Origin of the sequence: Stenotrophomonas sp. GD04054 (genome assembly GCF_029836955.1) — a bacterium.
Lineage (GTDB): Bacteria > Pseudomonadota > Gammaproteobacteria > Xanthomonadales > Xanthomonadaceae > Stenotrophomonas > Stenotrophomonas maltophilia_A.
In genome coordinates, this window is sequence record NZ_JAOECR010000019.1 from 64852 (window position 1) to 77671 (window position 12820).

General features: G+C 67.7%; 11 protein-coding genes. 5 read left to right on the forward strand and 6 right to left on the reverse strand.

Annotated features, from left to right (window positions below; genetic code table 11):
• Entirely contained in the window at positions 1-888 is an 888-nt protein-coding gene (locus tag N7573_RS11165) for an endonuclease/exonuclease/phosphatase family protein (protein ID WP_132810492.1), read from the forward strand.
• Positions 889-1217: 329 nt separating this feature from the next.
• Here N7573_RS11165 and rne read toward each other — a convergent pair whose 3' ends face one another.
• A complete protein-coding gene (rne, locus tag N7573_RS11170) occupies positions 1218-4475 on the reverse strand; it encodes a ribonuclease E (RefSeq protein ID WP_279912775.1) in 3258 nt (1085 codons plus the stop codon).
• Positions 4476-4882: 407 nt separating this feature from the next.
• Between rne and N7573_RS11175 the strand changes: the two genes are divergently transcribed.
• On the forward strand, positions 4883-5857 hold the full coding sequence (locus tag N7573_RS11175) for an RluA family pseudouridine synthase (protein WP_049401092.1): 975 nt from the start codon (positions 4883-4885) through the stop codon (positions 5855-5857).
• A 549-nt stretch (positions 5858-6406) separates the two neighbouring features.
• Here the strand turns inward: N7573_RS11175 and zupT are convergent.
• From zupT to N7573_RS11190, 3 genes are all read right to left on the reverse strand, one after another.
• Complete coding sequence (gene zupT / locus N7573_RS11180) at positions 6407-7216, reverse strand: zinc transporter ZupT (protein ID WP_006456115.1); 810 nt, start codon at positions 7214-7216, stop codon at positions 6407-6409.
• A 98-nt stretch (positions 7217-7314) separates the two neighbouring features.
• Positions 7315-7731, reverse strand: a complete 417-nt coding sequence (locus N7573_RS11185; protein ID WP_032129663.1) for an energy transducer TonB — start codon at positions 7729-7731, stop codon at positions 7315-7317.
• On the reverse strand, positions 7728-8078 hold the full coding sequence (locus N7573_RS11190; RefSeq protein ID WP_279913000.1) for a 4a-hydroxytetrahydrobiopterin dehydratase: 351 nt from the start codon (positions 8076-8078) through the stop codon (positions 7728-7730). The genes N7573_RS11185 and N7573_RS11190 overlap by 4 nt, the downstream gene beginning before the upstream one ends.
• Positions 8079-8168: 90 nt before the next feature.
• Between N7573_RS11190 and N7573_RS11195 the strand changes: the two genes are divergently transcribed.
• Complete coding sequence (locus N7573_RS11195) at positions 8169-8768, forward strand: NfuA family Fe-S biogenesis protein (protein ID WP_032129662.1); 600 nt, start codon at positions 8169-8171, stop codon at positions 8766-8768.
• A 10-nt stretch (positions 8769-8778) separates the two neighbouring features.
• Entirely contained in the window at positions 8779-10545 is a 1767-nt protein-coding gene (locus tag N7573_RS11200) for a hypothetical protein (RefSeq protein ID WP_279912999.1), read from the forward strand.
• Between the two features lie 523 nt (positions 10546-11068).
• On the opposite strand, the gene N7573_RS11205 is transcribed toward N7573_RS11200, so the two are convergent.
• Both N7573_RS11205 and N7573_RS11210 read right to left on the reverse strand, forming a co-directional pair.
• The gene (locus N7573_RS11205) at positions 11069-11482 is read right to left on the reverse strand and encodes a barstar family protein (RefSeq protein ID WP_279912998.1); all 414 of its coding nucleotides are present in this window, start codon (positions 11480-11482) and stop codon (positions 11069-11071) included.
• Positions 11482-11940, reverse strand: coding sequence for a ribonuclease domain-containing protein (locus tag N7573_RS11210; protein WP_049398780.1), 459 nt, complete (start codon positions 11938-11940; stop codon positions 11482-11484). Before N7573_RS11210 ends, N7573_RS11205 begins: the two co-directional genes overlap by 1 nt.
• 219 nt (positions 11941-12159) lie before the next feature.
• Here N7573_RS11210 and N7573_RS11215 point away from each other — a divergent pair, with 219 nt between their 5' ends.
• A complete protein-coding gene (locus N7573_RS11215) occupies positions 12160-12771 on the forward strand; it encodes a superoxide dismutase (RefSeq protein WP_005410310.1) in 612 nt (203 codons plus the stop codon).
• Positions 12772-12820 lie beyond the last annotated feature (49 nt).

The following is a 12820-nucleotide window of genomic DNA, read 5'->3' on the forward strand; positions in this document are numbered from 1 at the left end:
ATGAAGCAACAGAGGGCAAGGGTGCGCACGTCGGTGCGTGCCCTGGGGCTGGCAATTGCATTGGCAGTGCCGGGCGCGGTGATGGCGGCCGAGCCGGCTGCCGCGAACGCGGCGCCCGACGTTGCCAGCGCAGCGGGTATGAGCATGGTCACCTTCAACCTGCATCATGACCGCGAAGACTGGCCGAGCCGGCGCCGCACCATCCTGGCCGAGCTCAAGCGCCTGCAGCCGGATGCGGTTGCCCTGCAGGAGGTGATCCAGCGCCGCAACGTGCGAAACCAGGCGCAATGGCTGGCCAGCCAACTCGGCTACAAGTACGTGTTCGTGTCCACCGATCCGGTCGGGGCACCCAAGCGCTACGGCAATGCACTGCTGACCCGGCGGCCGATCCTCGCCCAGGGGGATCATCTGCTGCTGCCGTTGGACGACTACCGCACCGTGGCTCACCTGCGCATCGACGTCGACGGCACGCCGGTGAACGTCTACGCCACGCATCTGAACGAGCGCAGCGATGAGAGTGGGCAGCGCATCCGTCGCACCCAGGTCGAGGACCTGCTGCGCTTCATCACTACGACGTCGGCCGGTGCGCCGGTGGTGATCGCGGGCGACTTCAATGCGCTGGTGGATGCCGGCGACCTGAGCGAGCTGCGCAGCCACTACGGCGACAGCTACGGCAGCGTGCACGTCAACACCGACCTGTCCGGGGTCAGTACGCTCAACCGCCACTATTACCAGGCGCCGTCGCGGATCGACCACATCTTCTTCCAGCAGGACGAGATGGTCGCGCGCGAGGCGAAGCTGCTGTTCGACCAGCCCGATGACAGCGGACGCTGGGCCTCGGACCACTACGGCGTGTGGACCCGGTTGCAGTTCGCACCGAAGCCTTGACGGAGCAGGCTCCGGCAGGCGCCAACCTTGGTTGGCACGAAAGTGTCCGCGTGCACTGAATCAACGGCGCCAACCAAGGTTGGCTTCTACCAAAGCAGTGACCGTGCGCGGGTTGTGCGCTGGTTGGCCTCCACCAAAGCAGTGACCGTGTGCGGGGTGTGCCCTGGTGGGTGCCAACCTTGGTTGGCACGGACGTGTCCGCGTTCGCTCAATCAACGGCGCCAACCAAGGTTGGCTTCTACCAAAGCGAAGCCAGCGCCAAACGCACACACAAAAACGGCGGGGATCATTGATCCCCGCCGTTTCGTTTTCACGCGATCAAGGAGCGATCAGTTCGCCGGCGGCGTGCGCTTGGCGGCCTCTTCGTCTTCTTCGTCGGCCTTGGCTTCTGCAGCCTGGGCCGCAGCGTCGGCATGGCCATCGGCGACCGGGTCGATCGACGGCGTCACCACCGCTTCGGCGACCGGGGCAGCGGCCTCGATCGGCGCGGCTTCCACCGCCACCGGAGCGACCGGCTGTTCGGCGGCCACGACGGGCTCGACGACCGGCGTGGCTTCAACCACCGGCGCAGCCTCAACGGCCACCGGCTTGGCTTCAACCGCCGCAGCGGCTTCAACGATCTCTGGCTTGGCTTCAACGACCGGCGCAGCCTCGACCGCCGCCGGCTTCGCTTCGATCACCGGAGCGGCTTCAACCACCGGGGCGGCTTCAACCGCGACCGGCTTTGCTTCGGTCACCGGCGCAATGGCTTCGGTCACCGGCGCGGCAGCGGCTACCGGCTGGGCCGGGGTCGCGGCGTCGATGGCATCGAGCATGCTGGTCTGCACCGGCGAGGACACCGCTTCAGCCTTCGCAGCAGCTTCGACCGGGGCCTGCACTTCAGCCACGACCGGGGCGGCGGCTTCGACCACAGCGCTGCTCACCACGGCAACCGGTGCGGCGGCAACAGCGGCGGCAGCACGGACCGGCTTTGCGGCGTCGGCAGCGGCCGGTTCGGCTTCGTCATCGAAGTCGAACTCCGGCTGCGAACGGGCCGGCTGCGCAGCAGCGACCGGCGCAGTGCCGGCAGTGCTGTCGACGCTCGGCTCGGCGTCATCACCGTCGTCACCATCATCCTGGTCATCGCCCAGGGCGTCGCTGCCGGCGGCATTCTCGGCGCCACCGCGACGACGGCGACGGCCACCGCGACGGCCGCGACGACGGCGGGTCGCGCCTTCGCCGGTCTGCTCGCCATTGGCGTCGGTTGCAGCCTCTTCACCGGCAACCGCAACCACCTCGGCCTCGCTGGCGGTGTTGGCAGTCGTGTCGACCGGTGCTGCGGCTTCCGCCGGAGCGGCGGCCACCGGAGCAACCGGCGCGGTCGCTTCCTGCGCGGTCACCGCATTGGCGGCGACCGCCGTGGCGGCCACGGCTGCAGCCGCGGTCACGGCTTCAGCAGGTGCCTCGGCCGCGTTGCGCTGCGGCTTCTCGGCCGGCTTGTCACCGTCCTGCTGCGGGCGCGGCTGCTTCGGCTGCTTCAGCTTCGGCTGCTGCGGGTTCTGGCCCTGCTGCTCGTTGCGCGGCTTGTTCTGCTGCTGCGGCTGCTGCTGGCCATCCTTCTGCTGCGGCTCCTTCTGCTTGCCCTGCTGCGGCTGCTGTTGGGCATTGCCGTTGTTACCGTTGCGGCCGTCCTTGCTGCGCTGCTCACCGCGCTCCTTGCGGTTGCCGCCGTCCTTCTGCTGCTGCGCGTTGCCGTTGCCGCCGTTGCCACGGTTGTCGTCGCGACGGTCCTTGCGGTCCTTGTTGCGATCCTTGTTGCGGTCCTTGCGACCGCCGTCCTGCTGCTGGCGGGCGACCGGAGCCGCCGGTGCCGGTGCCGGCGCCGGTTCGCCACCGAACACGCGCTTGAGCCAACCGATCACGCCGCCGCTCGGGGCCGCTGCAACCGGCGCTGCCACGACCGGGGCCGGTGCCGCTGCGGCCGGCTCCACTTCCTCGCGCACCGGGGCGGGGGAGGTGTGCTTGACCTGGGTCACCGCCGGCGGCGGGATGTTCAACTGGCCCTTGGTCAGGGCGTGCACCGGCAGCTTGCGCGGGGTGCCGCGCTGGTAGCTGGGCTTGTTGCTCTCTTCACCCAGCTCGTTCTCACGCAGGCGGGTGACGGTGTAGTGCGGGGTGTGCAGCTGCTCGTCGGCGACGATCACGATCGGCGCCTCGTGGCGCTGCTCGATCTCACGCAGGGCGCTGCGCTTTTCGTTCAACAGGTAGTTGGCGATCTCCACCGGGGCCTGCACCAGCACCTGCCCGGTGTTCTCCTTCATCGCATGCTCTTCGGCGACGCGGATGATCGACAGCGACAGCGACTCGACGCTGCGCATGCGGCCGTGGCCGTCGCAACGCGGGCAGACGATCTGGCTGGACTCGCCCAGGCTCGGGCGCAGGCGCTGGCGGCTCATTTCCAACAGGCCGAAGCGCGAGATGCGGCCGACCTGCACGCGCGCACGGTCGTACTTCAGCGCGTTGGCGAGGCGGTTCTCGACTTCGCGCTGGTGCTTGTTGGAGGCCATGTCGATGAAATCGATCACCACCAGGCCGCCCAGGTCACGCAGGCGCAGCTGGCGGGCCACTTCCTCGGCCGCTTCCAGGTTGGTCTGGAAGGCGGTGTCCTCGATGTCGCTGCCCTTGGTGGCGCGCGAGGAGTTCACGTCGACGGCGGTCAGCGCTTCGGTCTGGTCGACCACGATCGAGCCGCCCGACGGCAGGCGCACGTTGCGCTCGTAGGCGCCTTCGATCTGCGATTCGATCTGGAAGCGGTTGAACAGCGGGATGTCGTCCTTGTAATGCTTGAGCTTGCGCAGGGTCTGCGGCATCACCTGCTGCATGAACTCGCGGGCGTGCTCGTACATCTCCTCGGTGTCCACCAGGATCTCGCCGATGTCGGCGCGCAGGTAGTCACGCAGGGCGCGCACGATCAGGCGCGATTCCTGGTAGATCAGGAACGGGGCCGGCTTGCTCAATGCGGCTTCGGCGATGGCGCGCCAGACGTTGAGCAGGTAATCCAGATCCCACTGCAGCTCTTCCGCATCGCGGCCGACGCCGGCGGTACGGATGATCACGCCCATGTCGTCGGGGATGTTCAGCTTGTCCAGGGCGTCCTTCAGGGCGGCCCGGTCTTCGCCCTCGATGCGACGGGAGACACCGCCGGCGCTGGGCGAGTTCGGCATCAGCACCATGTAACGGCCGGCCAGCGAGATGAACGTGGTCAGGGCGGCGCCCTTGTTGCCACGCTCTTCCTTGTCGACCTGGACAACGATCTCCTGGCCTTCCTTCAGCAGTTCGCGGATGCCGGCCTTGTTGTGGTCGACACCGGCCTGGAAGTAATCGCGGGAGATTTCCTTCAGCGGCAGGAAGCCATGGCGGCCGCCACCGTATTCAACGAAGGCCGCTTCCAGCGAGGGCTCGATGCGGAAGATCCGGCCCTTGTAGATGTTGGACTTCTTCTGTTCCTTCGACGGCTGCTCGATGTCGATGTCATACAACGACTGGCCATCCACGATGGCAACACGCAGCTCTTCAGCCTGCGTGGCGTTGATCAGCATTCGCTTCATTGTTGCGTTCCTCGCAAGCGGCTACCGCGCGGAACGCCATGGGGTTTCGCCTCTGGACACGGTTCGCCGCCCATTCGCGCAAGCGCGGGGAGGGCGGCTTGGGTTTCCAGCGCTACGACACCACGGCAGGCCGCGGGAGCGCTTCACTCTTATGGGTTTTGGGGTGTTACAGGCCGCAGGCAGCTGTCAGCCAGGCTGGAGCGCCACGCGGGACATGTTCAGCACGGTTGCGTGTCAGGCATCCGGCGATGGCCGGGAAGGCCGGTGAGCCGCTAACATGGCCGCCCCGCGGGCGGTGGTCGCGCACTGTGCCGGATTCGTCGGAAGCTGGGCTTCTGGCCCTGAGTAACTTCCAACGAAATCAATCCCTTATCTCGCCCCCCGAGTGTAACAGAATAAACAGCCTGATGACTGCCCAAGACCCCACCAAACCCGCTGGCGACAAGCCTTCCGTGCGCATGATCACCGTTCCCGCCGACCGTGCCGGCCAGCGCCTGGACAACTTCCTGCTCGGCCAGCTGAAGGGTGCCCCGCGCAGCCTGGTCTACAAGCTGGTGCGCAGCGGCCAGGTTCGGGTGAATGGTGGCCGCGCCAAGGCCGAACGCAAGCTCGAGGCGGGTGATGAGGTGCGTGTGCCGCCGGTCCGTCTCACCGAAGAGGGAGACAAGGCCGGTCCGCCGGAGGCGTTCATGCGCCGCCTGGAGCAGGCCATCGTCTTCGAGGATGCCCGCCTGCTGGCCCTGAACAAGCCCACTGGCGTGGCCAGCCATGGCGGCAGCGGCATCAGTTTCGGTGCCATCGAGACCCTGCGGGCCCTGCGCCCGGGCCAGACGCTCGAGCTGGTCCACCGGTTGGATCGAGACACCTCGGGCCTGCTGATCGTGGCCAAGAAGCGCTCCGCGCTGAGCGAACTGCAGGCGCTGCTGCGTGAAGATCACGGCGCCGGCATCCGCAAGCGCTACCTGACCCTGCTGGCCGGGCGCATGCCCGACGGCGTGATGACGGTCGATGCGCCGCTGCACGTGGGCCTGCGCCAGGGCGGCGAGCGCCATGTGCAGGTCAATGCGATCGGCAAGGAATCGATCAGCCACTTCCGTGTGCTGGAGCGTCGCGGTGGTCATTCCTACTGCGAAGTCCGTATCGAGACCGGCCGTACCCACCAGATCCGCGTGCATGCCCAGCATCTGGGGCATCCGGTGGCCGGTGACGACAAATACGGCGATCCTGCGGTCAACAAGCGGCTTCGTGAGCAGATCGGGCTGAAGCGTCTGTTCCTGCACGCGGCCTCGCTGGAGTTCGCGCTGGACGACGGCAAGAGCCCGTACGTGCTGAACGCGCCGCTGGCCGATGAGCTGGTCGAGGCGCTGGACCGGCTGCGCTGACGGCGGTTCGGCGGCGCCGGGTGCTTGGTCGGCGCCGTCGCTTCCCTGCGATGAGTGGGCTTGTCACTTTCTTTGCTCGTGCAAAGAAGGTAACCAAAGAAACACGCCGCCATCCGCGAGCCGGCGCTGCGCGCCGGTGCCCTGCGCTCCTCGGTCCGCCGAGGGGCGGCGCGGAACTCGCTGCGCTCAGACACCCGCGCCTCTTCACCCTCGCCGGACCTGCGGTGCTCGGCTAGCTACAAGGCGGACCAGACAGCCGCAGCGTAGACCCATACCCGCACGTAGCCTTTGTAGAGTCGAGCGACGCTCGACTCGCGCGCGCAGCGCGGGCTTCGCTTTCTTATTCTTTCATCGCTTGGCTGGCACGCACAGAAAAATGACGGGGCACGGGCGGGGGCGGCTTGCAGGGGTGTCCACCGCATGGATGCGGCGGCCAAGCCTCCATGGATGGATTCACGGCGTCCCCTGCAAGCCGCCCCCGCCCGTGACCTCTCGATGCTGCGGGACGTACCAGCCGCGAGGGGGCTCAGCCCGTTGGCCGCAAACCCCTCACCACTTGAACAGCACCAGGCTGATCGCCAGCGTGCCCATGCCCGCCACCAGCCCGTAAACCGTCTCGTGGCCCTTGGCATAGCGCTTGGCCGCCGGCAGCAGCTCGTCCAGTGCCAGGAACACCATCACGCCGGCGATCAGCCCGAACACCCAGCCGAAGGTGGCGTGCGACAGCGACCCGGACAGCAGCCAGTAGCCCAGCGCCGCGCCTACCGGTTCGGCCAGGCCCGACAGCAGGCTGGCGCTGAACGCGTAGAACTTGTTCTGGGTGGCGAAGTACACCGGCACCGCAATCGCAATGCCCTCGGGGATGTTGTGGATGGCGATGGCGAAGGCCAGCGGCATGCCGACCGACGGACTCTCCAGCGTGGCAAAGAAGGTTGCCAACCCTTCCGGGAAGTTGTGCGCGGTGATCGCGATCGAGGTCAGCAGGGCAACCCGCTTCAGGTACTCGCGGCTGTTCTCGCGGAATGCCGGGTCCTGCTTGTCCAGGCTGTCATGCGGGTTGGGGATGAAGTGGTCGATCAGCACGATCACGATCACGCCCAGCAGGAAGGCCAGGGTGCCGTAGGTGAAGCCGGTGCGCTCGCCATAGGCCAGTGCGAACGAGGCAATGGACTTGTTGAGGATCTCCGACAGCGACACATAGACCATCGCACCGCCGGCGAAGGCCAGGCCGAAGGCCAGCAGGCGCGGGTTGGGGCGGCGCGAGAACAGCACCAGCAGGCTGCCGATGGCGGTGGCCAGGCCGGCCGCGAGGGTGACCGCCAGTGCGATCCAGACATTTTCGGGGGGAATCTGCAGCATGTACCGACGCGGTCCTGGTCAACAGACAACCGCCCCGGATGAACCCGGGGCGGGGAGGGCGAGGCGGGCGTCGGCTGGCCTCGTCGGGGCGCGCGCGATCAGCCGCCGCGGCGCAGGCGTTCTTCGATGGCGAAGCACTGGTCCGGCTTCGGCTGCGGCGGGTTGAAGCTCACCGGCACCTGGATCGTGGCCGGCACCGGCTGGCCGTTGCGGGTGGCGGCATTGAACTGCCAGCCCTGCACGGCAGTCCTGGCCAGCTCGTCCAACTGCGGGTTGCCGGCGCCGGTCAGCAGCGCAACCTCGCTCGGCTTGCCGTCGGTGCCGATGGTCACCTTGAAGGTGCTGGTGCCACCCACGCCCATGCAGGCCAGCTCAAGCGGGTACTGCGGCGGCGGTGTCTTCACCGCAGCCACTTCGGTGGGCGGCGGCGGTGGTGGTGCCGCTGGTTCGGACGCGCCACAGCCGGCCAGGCCGGTCGCAGCGATCAGGGACAGGCTCAGCAAACGTACGTTCATGGCAGTTGCTCCGTCAGGGCCGAAGTCTTCGCCGCACAGATGAAGTCGTTCTCGCTCAGGCCGCCCACATCGTGGGTGGAGAAGCGCACGACCGCGCGATCGTAGTGCACGCCCAGGTCCGGATGGTGGTCCTCGCGATGGGCGATCCAGGCCAGCGCGTTCACGAAGGCCATGGTGGCGTAGTAATCCTTGAAGCGGAAGGTGCGCGACAGAGCCTGGCCGCCCTCGCTCAGCTCCCAGCCGGGAATCTGCGGCAGCAGTTCGGCCAGGCGGGCTTCGCCAAGCTTGTGATCGCTGCCTCTGCGCGGCACGCAACGGGCCTGGGCCAGTGGAATCAGGTCGGCCATGGGAATCTCCACCTCGTGTTGACTGAACAATGCGCCGGACGGTGTATAAACCGAATGAGCGGTTGACGCTTACTTGGCTAGAATAGCCTGATGATCCAGATCTCCGACACTGCCCAGACCCATTTCCGCAAGCTGATCGAACGCGAGGGCGTGCCCGGCATGGGCGTGCGTTTGAGTGCGGTCGAGCCCGGCACCCCGCGCGCCGATGCCCGGCTGGAGTTCGCCGAACCGACCGACCTGCTCGGTGACGAGTGGGCGGTGGACTGCGATGGCTTCACCCTCTACGTCGATGCGAGCAGCGTCGGCTGGCTCGATGGCGCCGAGATCGACATCGTCGCCGGCACCGCCGGTACCCAGCAGTTGACCATCAAGGCGCCGCGCATCAAGGGCGAGGCCCCCGGCGATGCCGCTTCGCTGGTCGAGCGCGTGCACTGGGTGGTGGAAAACGAAGTCAATCCGCAGCTGGCCTCGCATGGCGGCAAGGTGGCCGTGCAGGAAGTCTCGTCCGACGGCGTGGTGCTGCTTCGCTTCGGTGGTGGCTGCCAGGGCTGTGGCATGGCCGACGTGACGCTCAAGCAGGGCATCGAGAAGACCCTGATGGGCCGCGTGCCGGGCGTGACCGCCGTGCGCGACGCGACCGACCATGACAGCGGCCACGCGCCGTATATCCCGCGCGGCAACGTCGCCTGACCGCTGACGCGTGCCTCTGACCCGGGCCGAGCAACTCATCGAACTGCTGCTGGCCCGCCAGCAGCCACGCGCCGTCCTCGAGAAGTCCACGCGCCTGCCCTATGGCTGGGCGCTGTGGCTGCGCTCGCTGGGCCCGCTGCCGCGGCCGTTCCACGCCCGCGAAGTGATTGCGGTATTGCTGCCGCGCCCGCTGCCTGGACCGCCGGGCCAATCACCCCGGCTGTCGCCGTGGCAGGCGCTGCGCCGCTTGTTCTGGCAGGACTGGGACGCTGCGCCGCGCGATCAGCGCTGGATGCGCTGGACCTCGGCGTTGGCCAGCGCGCTGCTGCACCTGCTGTTCTTCATGCTGCTGCTGTGGGTTGCGGTGATCCGCACCACGGCACCGGAAGCAGAGGGCGCCGAAGGCGAGCGTGTGCAGGTGGAATTCGTCGGCCGCGCCTCCCAGGAAGGCGGGGGCGATCAGCCAGGTGCCGAGGCGGCTGCGGCTGCACCGGCCGGCCAGGTTGCCGCCGGCCGGGAAGCGGGGGCTGCGACTGCACCTGAGCCGCGTCCTGCGGCCGCGTCGGCGCCTGCGCCCGCACCGACTCCAGCACCGGCAGCCAGCGTGCCGTCGCCACCGGCCGAAGCCGAGCCGGCCCCGCTTGCGGCCCCGCCCCCGTCGCCGGTGCAGGCCACCGAAGTGGCGCAGGCCAGCACGGATTTCGTGGTGCCGCCGGTCAGCGTGCCGCGCACCGAGGTCAGCATCGTGCCGCGTGACACCACGCCCACGGTGCGCGAGCGCAGCGTGCAGCCGGTGCAGGCGCCGCCAACCCCAACCGCGATGCGTGCGCCGCAGATCGCGGTGCGGACGCCGCAGCTGCGTGACATCCCGGTGCAGGAGCGCGAAGTCAGTACGGTCGATGCACCGGTGGTGTCGCAGCCACTGCGCACGGCCGATGTGCAGGTGCGCGTGCCGCAGCGGGACGTACAGGTGCGCGAGCGTGAAGTGCAGGCGGTGGTCGATCCGCAGGTGCGGATGGCGACCGTCGCCGGTCGTGAACCGGCAGTGCATGCGCCGGCGGGTCGTGACGTACAGGTGCGCGAGCGCGAAGTAGCCTCGGCACCGGCGGCAGCCCCTTCGTCTTCCAGTGGCAATGCACCCGCGGCAACGCCCGCGTCGGCAGCCAATGGCAGCGCGACGCAGGCCAGCAGCAACACTGCGCGGCCTGCTGCATCCAGCACGACCCCGGCCCAGGCCGGAGCGCGCCCGGCCCCCAATCCGGGCAACTGGGCCACGCCCGCCAAGGGCGATGACTGGGGGGCATCGAGCCGCAACCAGGATGGCGCCGACAAGGGCGCCCGCCAGGCCAGTACCAGCGGCAAGGGCAGTGGCCTGTTCAATGCCGATGGCAGCGTCCGCGTGCCGGGCCAGGAAGGCGAGGGTCGTGCCGAGCGCGGTGCCCCCGGTGGTGCCAACGATGGCTGGAGCAAAGAACGCATCGCGCAATCGGGCACCTGGCTGAAGCGACCGCCGTACGACTACACGCCTACCTCGTTCGACAAGTACTGGGTGCCGCAGGAATCGCTGCTGGCCGAGTGGGTGCGCAAGGGCGTCAAGGCTATGGAGATTCCGTTGCCGGGTACCAGCACGAAGATCTCCTGCGTGATCTCGATTCTGCAGGCCGGCGGTGGCTGTGGCCTGACCAATCCGAACATGCAGGACCAGCCAGCGGTGGCACGACCGCCGCCGGACATCCCGTTCAAGAAAGAGCTGCAGGAAGACAACGGGAGCCGCTAACCGCTCCCGTTGTCCACGCATGTTTTCTTATCCCCGCGCCGTTGGCGCGCCCCCTTGAACAACAAGGGGGCTTTTCGATGGACCCATCGCGGGATGTGACGGCCATGCTGGCGCGCTTTGGTAGGTGCCAACCTCGGTTGGCACAGAAGCGCCGACCAAGGTCGGCATCTACCAGGGCATCGACCTCACGCGCTCTGCGACAGAAACACCCAGAACGGCACGTCTCCGCCAACCTGCTGGCCGGCCCGCGCTTTGGTAGGTGCCAACCTTGGTTGGCACAGAAGCGCCGACCAAGGTCGGCATCTACCGGAGCACGTGCGCCGACCAGGGGCGGCCTCTACCTGGGTGGTGACCTCACGCGCTCTGCGACAGAAACACCCAGAACGGCACGTCTCGGCCGACCTGCTGGCCGGCCCGCGCTTTGGTAGGTGCCAACCTTGGTTGGCACAGAAGCGCCGATCAGGGTCGGCATCTACCGGAGCACGTGCGCCGACCAGGGGCGGCCTCTACCTGGGTGGTGACCTCACGCGCTCTGCGACAGGAACACCCAGAACGGTACGTCACGGCCGACCCAGTCGCGGCTGGCTTCGTCCATCACGTCCAGCAGAGTATCGAAATCCTTCTGCGTGGTCGCACGGAATGCGTCGACATCGGCCAGGAACAGCGCGTAGCCGTTGGCCGGCAGCCACTGCAGGTCGCGCAGGTTGTCCGACAGCGCATCCCAGTTGCCGCCGAAGCCGGCAGGGAAATCCAGTTGCGCGGCCAGCCGGGCCAGCAGGGTGCGCTTGTCGGCCACGCCTTCCAGGTCGATGCGGATCACCTTCAGCCCGGCATCGCGCATCGCCGCGGCCAGTGCGCCGATGCCGTCGCTGTCGATGGTGTAGACGCCGGCATTGTTGATGTCATGCAGGCCGAGGCCGAAATCATCGTGGCTCATCACTGCGCTCCCTGGGCCGGTACGGTGAAGCTGCGGAACGATTCGTAGTGGTCGTCGGTGTAGTACCACGCCTCCGGCGGATCGCCGCCGGTGACGATGCGGCGAGCGCCACGGGTGCGCGCACCGGGGGTGTCGACGGTGTATTCGCGGTAGTAGCCGCGCGGGCGCTGCGGCAGCTGCTGCTCGCGGTTGCCGAAGGTGCTGCCGTCCTGGCGGTGCGGGAACGGGCCGCCACGCTGGATCAGGGCGATGGTCTGCCGGGCTTCGGCGGGTAGGAATGCGGGCAGGCCGCTGTCGTTGCCGGTTGCGGGCGTGGCCGTGGCCGGCGCGCGCGCGGCAGGCGCACCCTGCAGGTCCGGCGCGAACTGCGGCGCCGGCGGGCGCTGCATGAAATGGTTGGCGACCAGGCCGAGCAGCAGCAGGGCGATGGCGGTGATCAGCAGCCGGGGGTTGCGCATGGGCAGGGGCGGGCGAGGGTGGTGCGGGCACTGTAGCGCCTGTGCGCTGCACGGTGCATGAGGACGCCGTCGCGTCACTGCTGCGTAACAATTGCCGTCATGCTCACTGGCAGGACGCAATTTCCTTTACATCCCCCTTGGTAATCTGGCTGTCTGTCCCCATCATTCACCGCGCAACGCCCGACACCGTCGGGTGCCCTCGCAATCAGGAGATGCATCATGGCCTATACCCTGCCCAAGCTGTCCTACGCCTACGACGCGCTGGAACCGCATATCGATGCGGCGACGATGGAAATCCATCACACCAAGCATCACCAGACCTACATCAACAACGTCAACGCGGCGCTGGAAGGCACCGAGTACGCTGACCTGCCGGTCGAAGAACTGGTGAAGAAGCTCAAGTCGCTGCCGGAGAACCTGCAGGGTCCGGTGCGCAACAACGGTGGCGGCCATGCCAACCACTCGCTGTTCTGGACCGTGATGGCTCCGAATGCTGGCGGCAACCCGGTGGGCGACGTGGCCAAGGCCATCGACAAGGACCTGGGCGGCTTCGACAAGTTCAAGGACGCCTTCACCAAGGCGGCGCTGACCCGTTTCGGCAGCGGCTGGGCGTGGCTGAGCGTGACCCCGGACAAGAAGGTCGTGGTCGAGAGCACCGGCAACCAGGACAGCCCTCTGATGGAAGGCAACACCCCCATCCTCGGCCTGGACGTGTGGGAACACGCGTACTACCTGAAGTACCAGAACCGTCGTCCGGAATACATCGGCGCGTTCTTCAACGTCATCGACTGGAACGAAGTCGAGCGCCGTTACCAGGAAGCGATCGCCTGATCGCGGTAACGGGATGAAGTGAGAAGGCCGGGGGAGATCCCGGCCTTTT